The sequence below is a fragment of the Pseudanabaena sp. UWO310 genome (genome assembly GCF_006861605.1).
Taxonomy (GTDB): domain Bacteria; phylum Cyanobacteriota; class Cyanobacteriia; order Pseudanabaenales; family Pseudanabaenaceae; genus Pseudanabaena.
On record NZ_SELU01000043.1, the window covers coordinates 22,460 to 43,289 of the forward strand.

The 20,830-nt window shown below is 44.9% G+C and carries 15 protein-coding genes; 5 read left to right on the forward strand and 10 right to left on the reverse strand.

Annotation, left to right across the window (positions count from 1 at the left end):
* Nucleotides 1-51: 51 nt before the first annotated feature.
* Nucleotides 52-2,088: a DNA-directed RNA polymerase subunit gamma gene (rpoC1, locus tag PseudUWO310_RS14755; protein ID WP_009626554.1), complete on the reverse strand. Its 2,037-nt coding sequence runs from the start codon at nt 2,086-2,088 to the stop codon at nt 52-54.
* Nucleotides 2,089-2,317: 229 nt separating this feature from the next.
* Nucleotides 2,318-5,620 carry a DNA-directed RNA polymerase subunit beta gene (gene rpoB, locus PseudUWO310_RS14760; protein ID WP_009626553.1) on the reverse strand — a complete coding sequence of 1,101 codons (3,303 nt, stop codon included), beginning with the start codon at nt 5,618-5,620 and terminating at the stop codon, nt 2,318-2,320.
* A gap of 586 nt (nt 5,621-6,206) precedes the next feature.
* On the opposite strand from rpoB, the gene PseudUWO310_RS14765 reads away from it, so the two are divergent.
* Genes PseudUWO310_RS14765 through PseudUWO310_RS14775 form a run of 4 tightly spaced genes read left to right on the forward strand, consistent with a single transcriptional unit; the run spans nt 6,207 to nt 8,693 of the window.
* Nucleotides 6,207-6,851, forward strand: coding sequence for a MotA/TolQ/ExbB proton channel family protein (locus tag PseudUWO310_RS14765; RefSeq protein ID WP_142602553.1), 645 nt, complete (start codon nt 6,207-6,209; stop codon nt 6,849-6,851).
* Nucleotides 6,844-7,272 carry an ExbD/TolR family protein gene (locus PseudUWO310_RS14770; RefSeq protein ID WP_142602555.1) on the forward strand — a complete coding sequence of 143 codons (429 nt, stop codon included), beginning with the start codon at nt 6,844-6,846 and terminating at the stop codon, nt 7,270-7,272. The genes PseudUWO310_RS14765 and PseudUWO310_RS14770 overlap by 8 nt, the downstream gene beginning before the upstream one ends.
* Before the next feature lie 42 nt (nt 7,273-7,314).
* Nucleotides 7,315-7,482 (forward strand): hypothetical protein, encoded by a 168-nt coding sequence (locus PseudUWO310_RS22985; protein ID WP_190316041.1) that lies wholly within the window; start codon nt 7,315-7,317, stop codon nt 7,480-7,482.
* Nucleotides 7,479-8,693, forward strand: coding sequence for an energy transducer TonB (locus tag PseudUWO310_RS14775; RefSeq protein WP_142602557.1), 1,215 nt, complete (start codon nt 7,479-7,481; stop codon nt 8,691-8,693). Before PseudUWO310_RS22985 ends, PseudUWO310_RS14775 begins: the two co-directional genes overlap by 4 nt.
* 265 nt (nt 8,694-8,958) lie before the next feature.
* Here the strand turns inward: PseudUWO310_RS14775 and PseudUWO310_RS14780 are convergent, their stop codons facing one another.
* A complete protein-coding gene (locus PseudUWO310_RS14780) occupies nt 8,959-10,050 on the reverse strand; it encodes a Gfo/Idh/MocA family protein (RefSeq protein WP_142602559.1) in 1,092 nt (363 codons plus the stop codon).
* 225 nt (nt 10,051-10,275) lie between these two features.
* Nucleotides 10,276-10,884: a cob(I)yrinic acid a,c-diamide adenosyltransferase gene (gene cobO / locus PseudUWO310_RS14785; protein WP_055076334.1), complete on the reverse strand. Its 609-nt coding sequence runs from the start codon at nt 10,882-10,884 to the stop codon at nt 10,276-10,278.
* 128 nt (nt 10,885-11,012) lie between these two features.
* Here cobO and cax point away from each other — a divergent pair, with 128 nt between their 5' ends.
* Entirely contained in the window at nt 11,013-12,095 is a 1,083-nt protein-coding gene (gene cax, locus PseudUWO310_RS14790) for a calcium/proton exchanger (RefSeq protein ID WP_009627898.1), read from the forward strand.
* A gap of 257 nt (nt 12,096-12,352) precedes the next feature.
* On the opposite strand, the gene PseudUWO310_RS14795 is transcribed toward cax, so the two are convergent.
* From PseudUWO310_RS14795 to PseudUWO310_RS14820, 6 genes are all read right to left on the reverse strand, one after another.
* Nucleotides 12,353-14,887, reverse strand: a complete 2,535-nt coding sequence (locus tag PseudUWO310_RS14795; RefSeq protein ID WP_142602561.1) for an EAL domain-containing protein — start codon at nt 14,885-14,887, stop codon at nt 12,353-12,355.
* Nucleotides 14,868-15,761 (reverse strand): FecR domain-containing protein, encoded by an 894-nt coding sequence (locus tag PseudUWO310_RS14800; RefSeq protein WP_142602563.1) that lies wholly within the window; start codon nt 15,759-15,761, stop codon nt 14,868-14,870. Before PseudUWO310_RS14800 ends, PseudUWO310_RS14795 begins: the two co-directional genes overlap by 20 nt.
* Before the next feature lie 159 nt (nt 15,762-15,920).
* Nucleotides 15,921-16,994 carry a hypothetical protein gene (locus PseudUWO310_RS14805; protein ID WP_142602566.1) on the reverse strand — a complete coding sequence of 358 codons (1,074 nt, stop codon included), beginning with the start codon at nt 16,992-16,994 and terminating at the stop codon, nt 15,921-15,923.
* A gap of 65 nt (nt 16,995-17,059) precedes the next feature.
* Entirely contained in the window at nt 17,060-17,311 is a 252-nt protein-coding gene (locus tag PseudUWO310_RS14810) for an HNH endonuclease (RefSeq protein ID WP_009627902.1), read from the reverse strand.
* A gap of 36 nt (nt 17,312-17,347) precedes the next feature.
* Complete coding sequence (locus PseudUWO310_RS14815) at nt 17,348-17,704, reverse strand: KGK domain-containing protein (protein ID WP_142602568.1); 357 nt, start codon at nt 17,702-17,704, stop codon at nt 17,348-17,350.
* Nucleotides 17,705-18,001: 297 nt separating this feature from the next.
* Nucleotides 18,002-20,488, reverse strand: a complete 2,487-nt coding sequence (locus PseudUWO310_RS14820) for a dynamin family protein (RefSeq protein WP_190316042.1) — start codon at nt 20,486-20,488, stop codon at nt 18,002-18,004.
* Between the last annotated feature and the right edge of the window lie 342 nt (nt 20,489-20,830).

Here is a 20,830-nt window from a genome sequence, read left to right on the forward strand (position 1 = left end):
TGTTTGAGCTATCAAAACAGCACCAAGTGCTGTTTTGATAGCTTTTAGCTCTTAGCTAGCTAGAGATGCATAAATTGCTTGATTGAAAATCACGCGCCCAGGAGTGGTTTTGATATATTGAGAGATCAATCCACCTTCCGCATCTTCACGAATGCGGCGAAAATCAAATTCCTTGACTTTAGTGCCATCTTCCAACACTGTGACTTTTGGCTCCTCATTCTCCTTGGCTTCGCCTTGCCCTTCAACGATGCCCTCAAAGCGCACCCAAACATTGGCATGGATATCGATTTCGCGCTGTTCGTACGCCATCACGACATCGTTAAAATTAGCAAAATAACGTCCTTCGCCCTTCTGTTTGCTGGGGTTTTCAGTAGTTAGATAGTAACAACCCAAAACCATATCTTGGCTAGGAGTTACGATCGGACGACCCGTCGCAGGCGAGAGAATATTATTAGAAGCCAACATTAACAACCTTGCTTCCGCCTGAGCCTCGATCGACAGAGGAACGTGAACCGCCATCTGGTCGCCATCAAAGTCAGCGTTAAACGCGGGACAGACGAGGGGATGAAGTTGAATTGCACGACCACTAACGAGGAGTGGTTCAAAAGCTTGAATACCTAATCTATGGAGCGTTGGCGCACGGTTGAGCATGACGGGGTGCTCGCGAATTACATCTTCGAGGACATCCCACACGGCTGGATCGTTACGCTGAATTAGCTTCTTGGCAGCCTTGATGTTATTTACCAAACCTGTCTTAATCAGGCGATGAATTACAAAGGGCTGGAAGAGCTCGATCGCCATTTCCTTGGGCAACCCACACTGGTGAATCTTCAGGTTTGGTCCTACCACAATTACGGAACGACCAGAGTAGTCAACCCGTTTACCGAGTAAGTTTTGGCGGAATCGTCCCTGCTTACCTTCAATGATGTCGGAAAGGGACTTGAGGGGACGGTTATTTGCGCCTACCACTGTCCGTCCGCGACGACCATTGTCGATCAAGGCATCAACTGCTTCTTGCAACATCCGCTTTTCGTTACGGACGATAATTTCAGGGGCGAGAATTTCCTGCAAACGGGCAAGACGGTTGTTCCGATTGATCACACGACGATAGAGATCGTTTAAGTCGCTAGTGGCAAAGCGACCACCATCAAGCTGCACCATCGGACGCAGGTCGGGAGGAATGACAGGAATTACATCTAGTACCATCCAGTCGGGCTTAGAACCCGTCGCGACAAAGTTGTCAACCACACGCAACCGCTTAATTAATTTGGCGCGTTTTTGACCTTTGGAGTTCTCGATGTCCGTGCGCAAACGCTCAGCTTCTTTTTCCAGATTGATATTTTGCAATAACTGCTTGATTGCTTCCGCACCAATACCGACTTCAATACCATCTAGCACTGGGTCTTCGGCATAGATCTGATCCTCTAGATCGATCCATTGGTCTTCAGAGAGTAATTGCTTGTAAGAGAGGTTGTAGGCACTGGCGATCGCTTCTCCCTCTTCAACAAATTTCCCTTCCGTAGTGATGGGAAGATGTTTTGGATGCAGATGGTAAGCCCTTTCAATGCCATCTACCCCACGGATGCGAATTTCACGACTGTTAACCATCGTGACTTCCCCATCAACCTCTGACTGGATTCCGGGATTAAGGACAACGTAGGCATTGAAGTAAACAATTTGCTCGACATCGCGTAAGGGAATATCCAGTAAGGTCGCCATATAACTGGGGATACCCTTGAGATACCACACATGGGTAACTGAGGCTGCTAGCTTAATAAAGCCCATGCGATGACGACGAACCCGTGATTCGGTCACTTCTACGCCACAGCGTTCGCAAACAATACCGCGATGGCGCACACGCTTATATTTACCGCAATGGCATTCCCAGTCTTTAGCAGGGCCAAAAATCCGCTCGCAGAATAAGCCATCCATTTCTGGCTTTAATGTGCGGTAGTTAATTGTTTCAGGTTTTGTGACTTCGCCAACCAAACTGCCATTGGGTAGAACTCGTTCGCCCCACTTACGAATGCGATCGGGTGATGCCAAGCCAATCTTGACATAGTCAAATCGCTGTTCCACTTTCGCCATACGTTACAACGTCCTTAAATTAAGTTCTTTAGATTGAAAGCTATTAGCAGTTAGCCATTAGCTTTTAGCTTTTCTATGATTGAATTGCGATCGCTAGCGTTGCGTAGCAAATTGCTGAATTTCAGCACCAAACTTGAGTTAGTTATTAACGTTTAGCAGGTAGATATTAGCGTTTAGCTTGGATATTCCCAGAGCTAACAGCTAATAGCCAACCGCTAAACGCTAATGATTAGTCATCATCATCATCAAAGTTGATGTCGCCTCGATAGACTGACTCATAGGTTGGACGGTTTGGTGTGCGACGGGAGCCAGTGTCCACCATGAGATCCACCTCCGTATCTTGGTTACTGCCATCCTCAGAAAGCTTGTGAACCGAGACATCCAAACAGAGAGACTGAAGCTCGCGCACCAATACCTTGAATGATTCAGGTGTACCAGGACGAGGAATTGCGTGACCCTTAACGATCGCATTGAGGGCTTCGTTCCGACCAGTCATATCGTCAGACTTGACCGTGAGCAATTCTTGAAGAATATAGGCAGCTCCGAATGCCTCCAAGGCCCATACTTCCATTTCTCCAAATCGCTGACCACCCTGTTGCGCTTTACCGCCGAGAGGTTGCTGGGTAACCAGAGAGTAAGGTCCAGTCGAACGCGCATGGATCTTGTCATCGACAAGGTGAACTAGTTTCAGCATATAAGCCTTACCAACGGTTACAGGCTGGTCAAAGGGTTCACCCGTACGCCCGTCATACACAGTCAACTTGCCAGGAAATCCATCGTTAAAGATCCAGTCTTTACCCGTATGGTTTCTTGCATGTTCGAGCTGACCATGCACTAACTCGCGCGAAGCTTCTTCGCCGTACATTTCATCGAAAGGCACGATCTTAAAGCGGGCGTTTAAGTTCTCCGCAGCCCAACCGAGCAAGCATTCAAATACCTGACCGACATTCATCCGTGAAGGCACACCGAGAGGATTCAGCACAATGTCAAGGGGAGTACCGTCAGGCAAGAAAGGCATATCTTCCTTAGGTAAAATCCGAGAAATAATCCCCTTGTTACCGTGACGACCTGCCATCTTGTCGCCCACTTGAATCTTGCGTTTTTGAGCAACATAAACGCGGACGACCATATTTGCCCCAGGAGGCAACTCATCGCCTTGCTCGCGGGTAAATACGCGGACATCAACCACGCGACCCTTTTCACCGTTAGGAACACGTAAGGAGTTATCTCTCACATCGCGAGCCTTTTCGCCAAAGATTGCTCTTAATAGCTTTTCTTCAGGAGGCTGATCGGATTCACCCTTAGGGGTAACCTTACCCACAAGAATTTCTCCAGAGCTTACCCAAGCCCCAATGCGAATAATTCCCTGTTCGTCAAGGTTGCGCAGCGAATCTTCACCGACGTTAGGAATTTCGCGGGTGATTTCTTCAGGTCCTAGCTTAGTTTGACGCGCTTCGATTTCATATTTCTCAACGTGAATTGAAGTGTAAACATCATCAATTACGAGGCGCTCATTAATTAAAATTGCGTCTTCGTAGTTGTAACCTTCCCAAGGCATATAGGCGACGAGAATATTCTGACCAAGGGCAATCTCACCACCTTCCGTGGCGGAGCCATCGGCAAGAACCTGTCCTGCTACGACACTATCGCCAACCCAAACGAGAGGGCGTTGATTTAAGCAGGTGTCTTGGTTAGAGCGCTGATACTTTTGCAAGCGATAAATACTTTCTAGTCCAGTATCATCAGCCTTAACCCGAATTTCGTCAGCAGAAACATAGGAGACTTCACCAGTAACTCGCGAGACGATGACCATCCCTGAGTCGCGGGCAGCTTGAGCTTCTAGCCCCGTTCCTACAAGAGGACGTTCAGGGCGCAAGAGCGGAACTGCTTGACGTTGCATGTTCGATCCCATTAAAGCTCGGTTAGCATCGTCATGTTCGAGGAAAGGAATCAGCGATGTAGCAACCGAGATGATTTGAACGGGGGAAACCGCTACATAGTCAATCTCTTCAGGACTTGCTGTACCCCATTCTTGGCGATAGCGAATTGGCACGATCTCATTAAAGATATAGCCATCGTCGTTAGTGGCTACGTCTCCAGGAGCTACGCGAAATTCGTCTTCCTCATCCGCAGTCATGTATACGGGCTCTTCGTTCTTGAGCACCTTGCCATTTTCGACTGCGTAGTAAGGAGTCTCGATAAACCCATATTGATTTACCCTTGCGTGGGTTGCCAAGGAACCGATCAGACCAGCGTTAGGTCCTTCAGGCGTTTCAATAGGGCAGATCCGACCATAGTGGCTGGGGTGAATATCACGCACCGCAAAACCAGCACGCTCGCGGGTCAAACCGCCAGGACCTAGGGCACTAAGACGACGCTTATGGGTCAACTCAGCCAGAGGATTGGTTTGATCCATGAACTGGGACAGTTGGCTAGAACCAAAGAATTCCTTGATTGCGGCTACTAAAGGCTTAGGGTTAACTAAGGATGCAGGCGTGAGGGCATCGACATCAGAAACGGTCATCCGTTCACGAATGATTCTCTCTAGACGGTTAAGCCCAACACGCACTTGGTTTTGCAAGAGTTCACCAACCGAACGCACGCGACGGTTACCCAAGTGGTCGATGTCGTCGATTTCGCCGATATCAAACTTGAGGTTGATCAGATAGTTAATCGCAGTGAGAATATCCTTCTCTGTCAATACCCGCATGGTGTCAGGGGTATTTAAGCGCAATTTCTTATTGAGCTTATAACGTCCCACCTTCCCAAGGTCGTAACGTTTGGGGTCAAAGAAGCGCGATCGCAATAGTTCGCGACCACCTGACTCGGTAGGAGGCTCACCTGGACGTAATTTGCGATAAAGCTCTTTGAGAGCTTCGTCTTCGTCAAACTGACCTTCTTTGTCAATGGTTTTTTGGAAATACTCGCGATGGGTAAGCGCGTCAAGAATCTCGGCATCGCTGAGCCCGATCGCCTTGAGCAATACCTGAGCAGATAATTTACGAGTTTTATCAATACGCACCCAGACAAGATCGTTTTTGTCTGTCTCGAACTTCAGCCATGCACCTCGGTTAGGGATAAGGCTAGCGTTGTAGGTGCGACGACCGTTCTTGTCAATTTCTTGTTTGTAATAAACTCCAGGGCTACGGACAATCTGGTTGACGATGACTCGCTCAGCCCCGTTAATAATAAAGGTTCCACGATCTGTCATCAGAGGCAGATCGCCGATAAAAACTTCTTGCTCTTTTATTTCTCCTGTCTCTTTATTAATAAGCCGCGTGGGAACGTACATCTGTACGGCATAGGTGGCATCCCGACGTTTGGACTCATCAACACTATATTTTGGGCGCTTGAGTTTATAATCTTTGGCAATAAAATGGAGTTCCATTTTGCCCGTATAATCTGTAATCGGTGAGAAACTCTCAAGCTCTTCAATAAGTCCTTCTTCTAGGAACCATCGAAAACTCTCCCGCTGGATTTCTACAAGATCTGGTAGAACGAAGGCAGGAGTAACAAGAGTAGACTTATTCATGCACTAATGACTGCAGTTTTAGTGGGCGGAGTATATGTCAAGTTTTGAGTCAAGACATAAGCACATTATCCTAACCTAGCAACGATCTTATTGTCAAGCCATTCTCGGATTTTAGTTACAAGGCTTTCAGAGTAGGTTCAGAGATAAGTTCAGAGTAAATAGCAAACCCTTTTTCAAAGCCTAAGAGTAAAAGCCTTGCGACGCAAGGCTTTTACTCTTAGGCTTTGAAAATTTGCCAGCTTAACCCGAACTGCCGTTAAATATTTTTCTCAATAAGGCTCAATAAGATTTTTCAGCCCGTTAAGTAGTATGGCAATCAATGCGGCAATATTATCAATCCCTAGACATTGCCCAAAAGAAAGTCGCTATAGATTACGGACTAAGAGTTTTACGCTGATTATTGGCAGCTAAGGTAAAGTCTAGCCGTCGTTTCCAGTCGAATATTTGTCATTCCTATCCCCAAAGCAATAAAAAATCATGAAAAAAATAGCTGTTTATTTAAAAAAATGTCGGAAAAAATATATGCTAATTGATAATTAGTAGCATTAATATGCTGTAGAATTTGCATAATTTGATTTTTGTTGTCATGTCTAAATTGTTCGATACCCTAGTCGCAGGCGGAATTACGATGATTCCCCTGATGATTTGTTCTTTTGTTGTAGTTGCCTTGGCGATCGAGCGTACGATTTTTTGGTCGAGGATCAAAAAACAGCAGAAGCGAGTAGTGCGGAAAGCGCTACAAATTTATCAAGAAGATCCCAGCCAAGCCGAGGATTTTCTGCAAATGCATATTGATTTGCCGATCGCCCGTATTTACTTGGAAGCTCTATCAATTCCCGATGCTACGCCTACGGAATTTACCCTCGCTCTAGACTCACGTTTGCAAGCGGAAATGCCTAGTCTCAAACGTTTTAATAATATTTTTGAAATTGTTGTGGGCTTAGCTCCTTTGCTCGGACTGCTGGGGACTGTAACGGGGCTGATCGCGTCTTTTGGCTCACTGACCCTCGGCGATGTAGGTGGTTCTAAGGCTCTCAATGTTACAGGAGGCATCAGCGAAGCACTTATTTCTACGGCTACGGGATTAATTGTCGCCGTGTTGGCTCTGATTGCTGCAAGCATTTTTAGATCGCTCTATGCTCAACAAGTTGCCTACTTCGATCAATGCTGCACTCAATTAGAACTGCAACATTTGCGGGCGCATCGTCAGAAGGTAAGCGCCCATGTCTAGAAGAAACCGCCGTCGCCAAGATGCGGATTTGTCCGATCAGCCGATAGAAATTAAGAATGTTGTTCCGCTGTTGGATGTTCTGTTCGCTTTACTCACTTTTTTTGTACTGTCGTCTTTGTTTCTCAATCGGACTGAGGGTTTGCCCGTTAATCTACCTAAGGCTCAATCGGGAGCAATGCAAAAAACACCCGCTCGCGCCACAATTAGCGTGAATGAAAAGACGGAAGTATTTTTGAATAAGCAGAAAATAGGCATTACCGAAGTAAGCGATCGCGTTAAACAGTTGCTCGAACCAAACCAAGATCTTGTAGTGGTACTGAATGCCGATCGCACAGTCCAGCATGGAGATATCATTCAAATCATGGATCAACTAAAGCAAATCCCGCGTGTCAAGATGGCGATCGCTACCAAAAACAATTAGTCGATTCCACCATTTAATTTAATCCTTTAAATTAAATGGTAAATGGTAAAAATCAATGGTAAAAATCCTCGCCTGATATTAAATCTAAGTGAATCTGAGCGAACTGCCCCATCTGAAAATCAACTCGAAAATCAACTCGAATATCTCAAATATCTCAAATATCTCAAATATCTCAAATACAAGGTAACTAAGCAGGAGTCCAATCTATGAATATACCCGATCGCCCCGATCGTCATGATGTTCAATCACAGCGAGAAAATCGCGCTTTAGCATCCTTATTATTCATAGGTGTTTTTGGATCTGCCTGTATTCATGCTGCTGTGATGAATGCCCCAGTCCCTACATTGTGGAGACCTTCACCCCAAGCGTCAGATGACACGATGGAGGTTGTCGTCGATCCGACGAGAGCCCCTGATGATAAAGTCTCAGAAATTACGAAGGAACCCGAACCAGTTACCAAAACTGAGGAACCCCAGATTAATGAGACTCCAGCGATCGCCCTCGCACCTGAAACGACGATCTTAAAGGAGGGCAAAGATGCGGCTGCGCCAGATAATTTGAAACCATTGTTAACTAAAGGAAACAGTGATAGCCAGATCCAGCAAGGTGGGGGGTCAGTGATAGCTAAGGATGGAATTGGTAGTGGATTTGGGAATGCCAAAATTCCGACAGGATTTATCTTTGGCGGCAAAATTAATGGTAGCCCTAATGGCAAAAAAGATGGTGTAGTCGGCGGGAATGTTAATGGCAAGCCCAATGCTAATGCCAATCAAAATAATGTTTTGCCAACTATTCCAAATGCGCCTGCGGATACCAGACCCCAGAAACTTGAATGCTTGAGTTGCCCCAAGCCCCAATATCGCGGAAAAGAGGGCACGCCGAGGGTTACTTATGATATCGCTCCTGACGGTAGAGTGATCAATGTGCGTTTGCGCCAGACGAGTGGTGATGAGCAAACCGATCGCGAAACTATCGAAGCAATGAGTAAATGGCAATTCGATCCTAAAACAGTGCCTGAAGGCGGTAGAACTAACGTTAAAGTGCGCGTTACCTTTGAGGAAGAAGGTTCGCAATTTCAGCGCCAAAATGAGGAGCGTCGCCGTCGGGAGTCCGAACTAGCTGTACAGGAATCAGAACAAAGAAGGTTGGCAGAACAAGCCCGTCAACAAAGGGATGCAGCTTCCTCTAAATCGCCTGCACCGACAACAGAGCCTCTAGTTACGCCACCTTCGGCGATGTCAGAATCAGTGCCAACCAAGCCTGTTCCTGCCGCTACGGTAGATTCAGCACCTGTCACAACCCCAGTGACCGCGCCTGTGACTGCACCCACTGCTACCGATCCATTGCCACCGCCACCACCGCCACCCCTAGCCGAGCCAGTTGCACCCGCAGTGAGTGAACCTACAACTAAGTCTAAGTAACGTCAAACCCCAAAAGATGATTGGCGGCGCTCCGCGCCGCCAATCATCTTTTGGGGTTTGATTTGTAATAATAAGTAGTTCTGCATAAGTAAACTTAAATCCTAGAAGAGTGTACCGCCCGCTACGCGGGCGGTACACTCTATAGCTACAGTCATTTGAATGGGGACAAATCAAACCCCAAGAATTGACTGGCGGCGCAAAGCGCCGCCAGTCAATTCTTGGGGTTTATATCCTAATACACTTGGCGACAGCTATACTTACCAAGTTAAGAAAGTGATGTTGGGACATCAATCCAATTTCTTTGGATATGTGACTGTTGGGTTAGATCCATCAGCATCTGCGACCAAGCCCCTTCATAGAGACTAGGTGTCATGGGTTGACCAGTTTTGATTGCCTGTACCCAGCGATCGCATAGGGCGAGAACGGGCGCGAGACGACCATCGGTAAAGGGCTTCGGCAGGTCATATTCGGGCGGGATGGGGACGATTTCCATCTCTGGGCGATCGAGTTTGCCTTGTCGCAAGCTGAACCCATGAACATAATCGGCTTGATTGGAGCTTCCGAGTACTAGCATTCCCTTCTCGCCATATACCGAGAGCCAATGACCGCGACCGCGATAGGTGACAGTGCTGAGGGAAATATTGCAGGGAGTACCATCGACAAGTTCCAATAAAATGTTGCAAGTATCGTCAGCATCCACAGAACGCATAATCCCATTGGCATCGGGACGTTCGGTAATGCCCGTACTGAGTTGCCCAGAGAGGCTTTTAATATCGCCAAATAGCCAACGAACATAATCAAAGACATGGGAACCGATCGCCCCCAATGCGCCGCCACCATAAGCTTTTTGGCTATACCAATTCCACAAGCGCTGGGGATCGGCACGACCTTGCACCAGCCAATCGATCGCAATCATCCGTTTTTTGCCAACGCGATCGCTATCTAGCAAATGTTTAAAATATCGCCACTGCGGGACATAACGAAATTCAAAATCTGTGGCTGTGACCACTTGTTTCTCTTGAGCGAGGCGATATAGGGCGATCGCTTCCTGTGCGTTCATCGTTACGGGTTTTTCGAGCAAAATATGCTTACCTGCCTCGATCGCCATTTTTGCCTGCTCGTAGTGCAAACTTGGCGGCGTAGAGATGGTTACGGCTTGTAGTGACGGAAGTGCAAGTAAATCTTCTAGGCGATCGCAAGCATGGGGAATATCGAACTTGTCTGCTATTTGTTGCGCTTTAAGGCGATCGCGATGATAGACCGCCACAACCTCAGTGTCAGGATGCATTTGCAGCGCAGGAATATGAATAATCTGCCCGAAACCAGTTCCGATAATACCAACACCAATTTTTGTCATGCTTAATTATTTTTTATTTTTATTATTCTTATTCTTATTATTATTATTTCTGCTATGGCTGTCACCACTCGCGTTAGGAAAAAATCAAGAGCCAAGAAGAGAAGGTTGGCGCTTCGCGCCAACCTTCTCTTCTTGGCTCTTATAACAAGTTAAGAAATGGCTACGCCATTTCTTAACTTGTTATAAGAGCCAGCGGCTGTTTGCACAGCCGCTGGCTCTTAGATTTTAAAACTCTATACCCGCTTGAGCTTTAACGCCTTGTTCTCGAAAAGGATGCTTGACGAGTTCCATTCTAGTGACTAAATCCGCAACTTCGATTAATTCAGCAGGTGCGCCTCGCCCCGTGAGAATTACATGGGAATCAGCAGGCTTTTCCTTAAGCCCAGCAATTACAGTTTCAACATCGAGATAGCCGAGCTTTAAAGCAATATTTATCTCGTCAAGTAGGACAAGTTTGTATTCAGGATTTTTGATGTAGCTGAGTCCCACTTCCCATGCTTCTTGCGTTTTGGCAATATCGCGATCGCGGTCTTGAGTTTCCCACGTAAAGCCATCACCGAGAGCCTGAAAAACCAACTGCTCTTGCCACATAGAAAATACAAGTTTTTCCGCAGGTTCCCACGCGCCCTTGATAAATTGAACGATCGCCACTTTATACCCATGCCCTAGCGATCGCAATACCATCCCTAACGCAGCAGTGGTTTTGCCCTTGCCATCGCCTGTATTAATGATGATCAGCCCTTTTTCGAGGTTACGCTCGGCGACCCGCTGATGCTGAACTTCTTGACGACGTTGCATCTTGATACGGTGTTGTTCTGCGGTAAGTTCGGTCATAGGGTTCCTATAAAATTACGGCGCATATAGCACTTTTCATTTTACCTTGAGTGAGTAACCCAAAAGACGAGTGGTACATAGGCTAGCTAAGCAAGGTATATTTAGCCTTGACGCTAAAACGACTGATTATGTTTAAGAAAATCTTCTCCTTTGGTTTACTTGCGTTTGTGCCGATTTCCGTAATCGGTCATTTATTAGGATGGAATTCCACATTGATATTTGTGACTTCAGCGATCGCCATTTTGCCCTTGGCGGGTTGGCTCAGTACGGCAACCGAAGAAATATCAGTGGTTTTAGGTCCGTCATGGGGTGGCTTGTTAAATGCAACCTTTGGCAATGCCACGGAGTTAATTATTGCGATCGTGGCTTTAAATGCAGGCTTTACTAGCGTCGTGAAAGCGAGCATTACAGGTTCGATTATTGGGAATCTATTGTTAGTAATGGGGCTATCGATGTTTTTGGGGGGACTGCGCTATAAGGAGCAGGAATTTCAACCAACCATGGCGCGATTAAATGCATCAGTCATGAATTTAGCTGTGGTCGCCATCCTGTTACCGACAGCCGCAAATTTCACATCGGTGGGCATTAGCGAAGCAATTTTGCAGAAGCTATCGATCGCTGTGGCGATCGTGCTGATTGTGGTTTATTGCCTGACGCTTCTATTCTCAATGAAAACCCATGCCTACCTCTATGATGTCGGTAAATCGGAAGCCGATGACGCAGAGATATCGGAAGGACATCCCCAACAAATCAATTTAGGACTATGGATTGCGGTTCTTTTTGGGGTGACTTTGCTAGTGGCTCTAGAATCTGAACTACTGGTCGGAACCTTAGAAGAAGCAACGGCTCAGCTTGGTTTAACCGAGCTATTTACTGGGGTGATTTTGTTACCGATTATTGGCAATGCCGCCGAACATACAACGGCAATTACCGTAGCCATGAAGAACAAAATGGAACTTTCAGTATCAGTTGCCGTAGGATCAAGTATGCAGATCGCCCTATTTGTCGCGCCTTTACTGGTGATTGTGGGTTGGTTTATGGGCAAACCAATGGATTTAAATTTCAATCCCTTTGAGTTAGTGGCGGTTGCTGTAGCAGTACTGATTGCTAATTCGATTAGTTCCGATGGGCGATCGAATTGGCTGGAAGGTTCTTTATTAGTGGCTACCTATGCAATTTTAGGCTTTGCCTTTTACTTTCAACCGATCTAAGCATTAGCAACTAAAGCAACTAAAGCTGCGATCGCAAAATTAGTATAAGGGTTTGCAAAGCTGAAAATGGCTACGCTATTTTCAGCTTTGTTATTAAGAAGAGAATGGCAGCACAAAGCACCATTCTCTTCTTACAGCAATTACCAATCAAACTAACCACAAGGAAATTTTTGAAAGCGTTGCGAAGCAACGCTTTCAAAAATTTCCTTGGTTTGGGTTTTAGCACAAAGCGCTGTAAGGTTTGGGAATTAGAATTGCTATATAGATTGAAAGATGGCTTCGATCGCCTTAACATCAAGCGGTCTAAACAAAAAGAAACCCTGTCCATCCCCATCTTCACTGAGCAAATCTTGTAAATAATTTAACTGGGCTAAGCTTTCAATCCCTTCTGCCACGATATGTGCCTTAACACTCTTAGCTAAAGCAATAATTGCTTGGAGAATGCCCATCCCATTGGTATTGGTGTGGATATTATTAACGAAGGAACGGTCAATTTTTAAACCATCAAAAGGAAACTTATGTAGATAGGCAAGCGAGGAATAACCAGTACCAAAGTCATCAATATAAATCTTGATACCTGCTTGACGCATCTGATTGAGGATAGTTAGCGCCGAGTTAGGGTTTTCCATAATCGAGCTTTCCGTTAATTCGATCTTCAGGTGTTCTGGCGATAACTGGGTCTGCTGAAGAATATTGAGACATTTTTCGAGTACATCCTTCTGGGCTAACTGCTTAGGAGATAGATTGACACTGATGGTAATGTCTTTGGCTTTGGGAAATTTCTGATGCCAAGACTTGAGCTGTAAACAGGCATTTCGCATAATCCAATCACCAATAGGAACGATCAACCCCGTTTCCTCCGCCAGAGGAATAAACTGAGTAGGCGATATCAATCCGCGTTCGGGATGTTGCCACCGAATCAAGGCTTCTAAGCCTACGATCTGCATATTGCTGAGGGCGAGGATTGGTTGGTAATAGATGAGAAATTCTTGATGGGGTTGATTCTGAATGTCTTGACTGATGGCAACAGCTTTACGAAGATCTTTTTCGAGCTGTAGGCGCTTGAGCACTCGTTCACGCATGGAAATATGAAAGACCTGATTGCAGGAGATTCCTAATTTTTTGGCATAAAACATTGCGGTATCCGCATCCCTCAAAAGAATCTCAGGCGAGTTTATTTCTGAAGAATTACGATCTTCGATAGGATTAACTTGATGGAATTTAATACCAATATTTGCCGAAATATCAATCTGGTTTCCTGCGATTATAAAAGGAATTTTAAATTTGCTCTGGATCTCGTCGGCGATGGCGATCGCTTCCTGCTCATCGCTCAGACGCTCCAAAAGGATGACAAATTCGGCTCCTCCAAAACGAGCAATAGCTACTTGGGAAGGGACGGTACTCCGCAAGCATTGACTGACTTCCACAATGAGCAAATTGCCAATGGGATGTCCAAAGGTATCATTAATATTTTTAAATCGCGCAATATTAATCCAGAGAATCGCTAAAAGATGGGGGCGATCGCGTTTGGGAAAAGATGGAATATTTTGATAGAGCAGACTTTGTAAAATTCTCTCAAACTGCGAACGGTTGTACAATCCTGTCAAATGGTCGTGGGTTGATTCGTAGTCAAGCTGAATTTTGGCAGTTTGCAACGATCGCCTCACCTGCCAACGCTCCTGTAGCGCGATCGCGAATCCCGTTAACAGAACCATCAACATAGGAACGGCGATCGCTATCCAGTAATTAGCAGTAAAAGCAATAAAAGCCGTAATCACCCAGATTCCAGCCAAAGCGAAAGCGCTGATACTACCGATCCATAAATTCTTTCTGGGTGAGAGTAAACTAAGGATCAGGCTGCCCCCTAGAGCCAAAATCCAGATGTCATTGGCGTTGGTAACTACCAGCGAATTCTTTTGGAGTAAATTTTGTAAAACCATGGCATGTAAATGCACGCCACTGGCAGGCGGATTGCGGTCAAAGGGAGTGACTAAACTATCTATTCCTGAAGCAGTTGCACCGACTAAGATAATTTTATGATAGAAGACAGAGGCGGGAACCTGATCGTTAATAACATCGCTGAATGATACTTGAGGGATATCTTTAACTCGCTTTGTCCAATTAATAGTTAAGGTCTGGTTTAGTTGAGGTAATAGATTAACCGTGGCATTGGTCAGATCATAGGTCTGTAGCATGGCAACGCCAAGAGTCGGCACATCATGGACTTGTAAATCCATTTGGCGGACAATTCCATCAATATCTTCCCGTTTGAGAATATGCCCAACTGCTGCGCCTGCATCGCCAATCGGCTCTACGGGCAACAAGGGCTGACCCGACTTATCCCAAGCCATCGCGAGCACTACTCTTTGCGATCGCTCAATTGCGGCGGCTAGTTCCCGATCGTTGCCACTGGGCTCAGACCATAAAATATCAAACCCAATAACACTGGGTTCTGCGGGTTCGAGTTTTTGTAAAAGCTGGACATAGCGATCGCGCGTCCATGGAAATCGACCTAGTTTTTGGATACTCTCATCATCGATGCTAATCATTATCAAACGCTCGTCCCAAGGGCGATCGCCTCGCCAATGCGTAAAACTATTGTAGGCAAACAATTCGATAGGTGGTAAAAAGCCAGAATATAGCGCCAGTAATAAAGTAATGCCCGTGGCAAATAGGGTTGGGAAAACGCGCCAGATCGTTTGTAGCAATCGCGATCGCTTACTATTGATACGCTGATTCAGCAATAGTTTAGGAACTAATCGAGAAATAAACTTAGAGAATAGGGATCTCATAGACTTGGATTTTTCCCGTAGTGGTTTCCACCGTTACTGTGACCTTTAAACTGGAAGGAGCCGGCAATTGCAGATAAAACTTTCCACTGCGATCTAGAGCTTGCTCTTTTCCCTCTACCTTAACAGTGTTAAAAGGATTGGTGTAACCGATCAAAACAATAGACCGACCTGAACCCGATGCGCGGCGATCAATCACATATTTCAAACTCGCATCATTATTAATAGGAACAGGCGTTGAAGGTGGCTGTCCGATTACGGTCAGATTTTGAAATCCCCCATTGACCATTTTGGTCTGGTTTTGAGCTGTAGTAGCCACACTTCCTTGAAGAGTTGTAATCACCATATCGCCACTGTTTTTAGCTTGCACAATATATCTAGTTCCCCTGACTCCACTAATTCCCGCAGGGGTTTGAATATTAAGTTGAGAGCCGCGATTGGTAAATTTTCTTATTTGCAATCTTGCCTTGCCACGCGGTACAAATAAATTGGTAATCCGACCATTATCAGCGGCTATTTTAAAGGAATTAATTCTAATAGTTGTATTTTCAGAAACATAGATCGAACCTACCCCCGTATCGACGCTTAAAACCGCCGTGCCATTTGCTCCTGTAGAAATTTCATCGCTGGGAGTTTGCAAGCGATCGCCATTTTGGGCAGGACGATTCTCATAGTTATATAAATTACGATAGGTGACATTCCCCGATACTGTTTCAACTTTTAACCATTGATTAGTCCGAACTTGAATGCCATTTTGAGCAATAACTCCTTGTTTACTTTGTGGGAGTAAAATGGCTCCCGAGATATCAATACATAGCCCCAGAAAAGCAATAAAAATTAAATTTAATTTGGGATGGGGGGGGCGTTTTTGTAGCATTTGTAAATGCGTTGGGATATTTTCTAAAAATTTACTATAACAATCCTCTTACATATTCATAATACTCCCCTATGCCCATTCTCCTATCGCAAAGCCCCAGTTTGCCTATTAAATTGCTTGCATGAATTGCTGGCGGTTTTGACTGGGGGAATCGGAAATTTATAGGGAATTAATGGCAGATTTGGCGAGAAAGTCACGCAAACGGCGGGAAATTAATTCGCGACTGCCCATTCTCCGACCTAGCTCTTTTTCTAAAGCGCCAACGGGTGTTAAATTTTGTGGTGCGCGGGGATCGCGACTAGGATGGGATGCATATTGAGGAATTAAATAGGTGCTCTGATCGGCGATCGCTTTGGCATGGGCGAGATCTAGCCCTCCATCAAGATCGATCCGAATGATCCCATGTAAATCGTGGTAGCCCAATTTTTTATAATTGAGATCCTTACTCCCTGATCGCAAATACCAACTGAGATTCGAGCCATGCGTATTGGCAATCCGAAAAATCGGTGTGCGTTCTCCCACCTTAAGCGATCGCATGATTTGCGCGTTTTCTCCCTTGAGGTAAGCCTTGCCCATGGTTTTGACATAGCCAATGGTCGCGAAAGGAGTTTGATAAACGCGATAGAGCAAGGGACCATCGCGCACGATTAAGGTGTCTTCGTGAATTAAGTCCTTATTTAGCGATAGTTCGTTGGCAATCCGCAGTTCCTCATCAAGCATGGCACTCTGGACGATTTGCGAAGGGGTATCGGGTTCGTTGTTGCTATTGGTTAGGCAATAATCATATTTAAGATCGCCTCGACCACTAATGGGACAAGGAATTACGGTGGGTGGAGCGGTTAAGTTTCCCCCCATTGCGATAATCCGTTTGATTTCAGTAGCAATACATTTGGCTCGACTCTTAACCCGATCTACGAGCACTGCGCCGACAGCGATCGTCGCAAAAGCTCCATACAAAATCTCATCGTCACTCCGTCCCAAAAATCTAGCATCTAGACGCAAACGTCCATCAATAAATAAGATTTGATTGGGAAGCTCTGGGGCGATCGCTGCCCTAATGGGCTGCCACTGAGCATTACTTACTTCGACCTCGGTGTTTATCTTATCGTTAGTGGGAATCTCTTCAGGATTGATGCTGACTGGCGCATCGTAGCCAATACTCCAAGGCTCAAGGCGAATGTTGTATTCGTTCCAAAAACTTTCTACTGGCGGTTTTACAAGATTAGTAACCATAGAGAAATAAGCTATTTACATAGCTATGTAAATAGCTATGAATTATACATGAGAGAGCCTTTAATTCAATCACTAAATAATCTCCGAAAGCGCGGATCGATTTTATCTCTTTTTTGGCTATTGCATTTGGCGCAAAGAGTTTGCAAATTGCTAAGATCATTGCTTCCCCCTTCAGCTAACGGAATAATATGATCGATTTGTAATGTCTTGGCGCTCAGGTCAGTTTTATAGCAACTTTGACATTGATAGCTATTGCGATCGAAGACATATTTTCTGACTTCGGGTGGAATATTTATACGTGGTGTTTTATCTGCCATAGGTGCTTTTTTAGCTCGAAGTTTTCCTTCCCAATATTATGATTCCACAGTCTTACGAATTTCATCTAAAGGACTATCAAAATTTCTAACAATTCCTTCTGCAAATGATTCATCAGGAATAAATTGCAGTTCTATTTTGAGTCTGATTTTTCCCAACCGCCAACCCGTTTTTCTAGTTGTCATCACACGACATGGAATACCTTTTTTTAAAAGTTCTATTGCATCCGAAGAGATTCCTAAAACCCTTGATATACCATCTACAAAATCGCCAAATTCAAATAGTCGAGCAATATTAAATCTTTGCTCGATCTGATAAACAGGACTACCATATTCGTCATCTTCAGTCAAACAAACAACGTCATCTGGATTGAGAGCTTCTATTCTTTCACTCATGCTAGAAATTGATATAATGATCTTCTAATAATATATTAAGTAGATAGGCATAATTAAATATAAAACCCAAATATGAGTGGCGGCGCTTCGTGCCGCCACTCATATTTGGGTTTTATATCCTAAGCAAACCTTACGTTGCTATAGCAGTCCTAAATGATTTAGGACTGCTATATATAGGACAAAACCAAAACCCAAGAATAGAAGGTTGATGCAAAGCATCAACCTTCTATTCTTGGGTTTTAAGCACTAATCTTGACGATAGCTACTTAGTACGAAAAATATTTTAAAATTTTGTCATTATGCTTCTGAATCTTGTAACCCATCAACAACAAAAGAATCTGCATCAATTACATCAGCTATATCAACAATAACCGTTGGAACTGACAAATCAATTTCACTGATGATTGGCAACTTTTTACGCGATAAATCTAACGCTTCTAAACATTGATTGATACCCGAAATAGATGCATTGTAAATAGCAATATTTTTCTCTATAGCAACTTGTAAACTGCGGTTTTTATCGAGCTTGACTTGAGCTTCTTTTTCCAAGGTTTGGGCTAGATAATCGCGGGCGCGATCGTATTGCTGCAAAATGGCATCTGACTGCTTTTCGGCACTGGCTAGCAAATGCGTGCTGAAGGTTTGATTGATTGTCTGGCGAAAAGTACGCATAATTGTATCTTTCACCTTCAATTCAAAATCTAGTTTCAACAACTGCCGAATTGCTGGCTCCGACTCGATCATGCTCTGATAATCGTAGCCACGACAGGCTTGCTGTAGGGTCTGACGCAATTGATAAATGATATTAGTTTCCTCTGCATAAAACTCTGGTCGTTCCCGCACATAGCGATCGCATTCCGTTCTCGCTTCATTGACTATGGCAGCCGATGCGGTCTGGGCAAGGTTTTCTAAGCGCAGCTCAATGCCACCATCATTACCCAGCAAGCGATAGAGTTCGCGATAATAGGTCGTCTTCTTGATCCTCTCAATTAAATTCTGAAAGAAATTCACAGCAATTTTTTGAGAATTATCCACCAGCACTTCTTCCAGCTCATTGGCTAAAAAGTAAAAACCTTCGGCGAGAATCCCCATCAATGGGACAACGGAATTGCGCCGATGGCTAGCCTGAGCGCGTTGGTGGACATCAGCGACGGAGAAATTTTCTAGCAATTCATCCAATCGTCGCACCATATTTTCCTTGAGCTTCCGATAATCAGTCTCCAAGCCTTGATTCTTATTGCTTGCCACCGCATCATTTAGCTCTTGAGCAATATGCTCACGGAAGAGATCGCCAATCTGTTTGAGATCGTGACCGAGCTTCTGCAATTCCTGAGATTTGATCGCTTCAATGTCACGGGGTTGACTTTCCAGCCGATGCCATGTTTCCAAATAGGACTGGCGGAGCGCAATACAAATCGGTTGCAGATCGTCGGCAAGATCGGCAAAAAGCAATGGACGTTTCGCATAGGTGAGATAATTGGTAATTGCTGCCCGAAACTCTTCAATCCCGCTATCCTTAATCAATTGGTTAATCAGGTTTGTACCTAAACTACTCAGCAACCTGACGTATTTCTCATTCTTGGCATTGGTTTCTAAGACACTGTAGGGAATTGGAAATTTAGCAATATCCAGCTTGCCAGAAACCAGACAATAGCTGTTAAATTCATTGACAAATTGGGGTGTACCTTCTTCTCCACCCACCGACTTAACACTTTCGGCAAATATCGAATCTAAACCAAAGCGATCGCCAATGCTGGTATTTTTAATTTGACTACCATAGAAACCCAACAAGCCACTGGTCTTATAGATTTTCGAGCTATTGCGAAATTGACTGGCAACGATGTGGTTGAGGCGACTCCGTAGTTGCTCGTTGCGCCAAGTCTCATCAATCCGATTGAACACATAAAATACGCGATCGCGAATACCTGAATTGTTTTGAATCGTTTCGCTGAGTTCTGTCTCATCGGAAGTAAGCTCTCCCGTTGATGCCGTTTTCAGGACAAATACCACTGCTGAGGTATCGGGGTTCTGAATTTTCTCAAAGGTGAGTAGGGCATCTTTTTTGATCGGGGCATCGATTCCCGGGGTGTCTATGATAACGTTGCCATCCTGAAGCAATGGATGATGGCAATAGTATTCCACCCGTTTGAGTACGGCGCTATTAGCTCCACGCCTTGCGTAATCAGCAGCTTTCTTGAGATTTTCAAACCCAAATTGCTCCATCGAATAGGTGGCATTAGCTAGAGAACTAATGCGATCGCGGTTAATAATAAAACCTTCAATCAACAGATTCAGCGCATCAGCATCCTTAGCCCGTTTTGATTTGCTCTTGCCTCCTTCCTGCTCGATTATGGCAAGCGTCAGAGTTTGCAATTGCTTGAGAGATTCGATTTGATTAATATTAATTGGAGCGATCTGCCCAACGAGCTGGCATAGCGCTTGTATCTGCTCACGTACTTCCACTTCGCTGAGAAAGGTCAAGACCACCCTTTCTTCGCCCACTTTCGCAAAGGCAATTTTACATTCTGTCCCCGTGGCATGTCCCTCGGCGCTATAGAGCAATTCCCTTTCTAATAGCGCATTAATCAGCATGGACTTCCCCGCACTAAAGGTTCCCGCAAATACGATCTCAAAAGTTGGCGCGATCGCCTTCCTGAGGGAAGATTGGACAACACTCCCGTCATGCTGCGATCGTAGGCTTGGTTCCTGCTGTAAAAGCTGTAGAACCGCTTCAACCTGTGACTGTAAATCTTGACATTGAGGAAAAAGGTTTGGCAGAGTCATGAACGCAGTTCCTTAGAATTTAGAAAGTATTTAGAAAGAATTTAGAAAGAATCCATAAAAACGAGTATCGATTGAGCGTCAAATGAGACGGCAGGATTTCCAGCCCCTAGGCTTGGTAGCGCAAAGCGCTGTAAATCCAAGCCCCAAAAACATAAAAAAAAACCTAGAAAAACACGATGCCTATCGCAAATATATCATTTGTTTACCCTATAAAATCTCGAAACCGACGACTCATGAAAATTAAAATAACGCTGATTTCCATAACAATACCCAGTAGATGAGTGGTGCGCGTTGTATAGCTGTCGCCAAGTGTATTACTCCACCCAAAGATTAGCAGTGTCG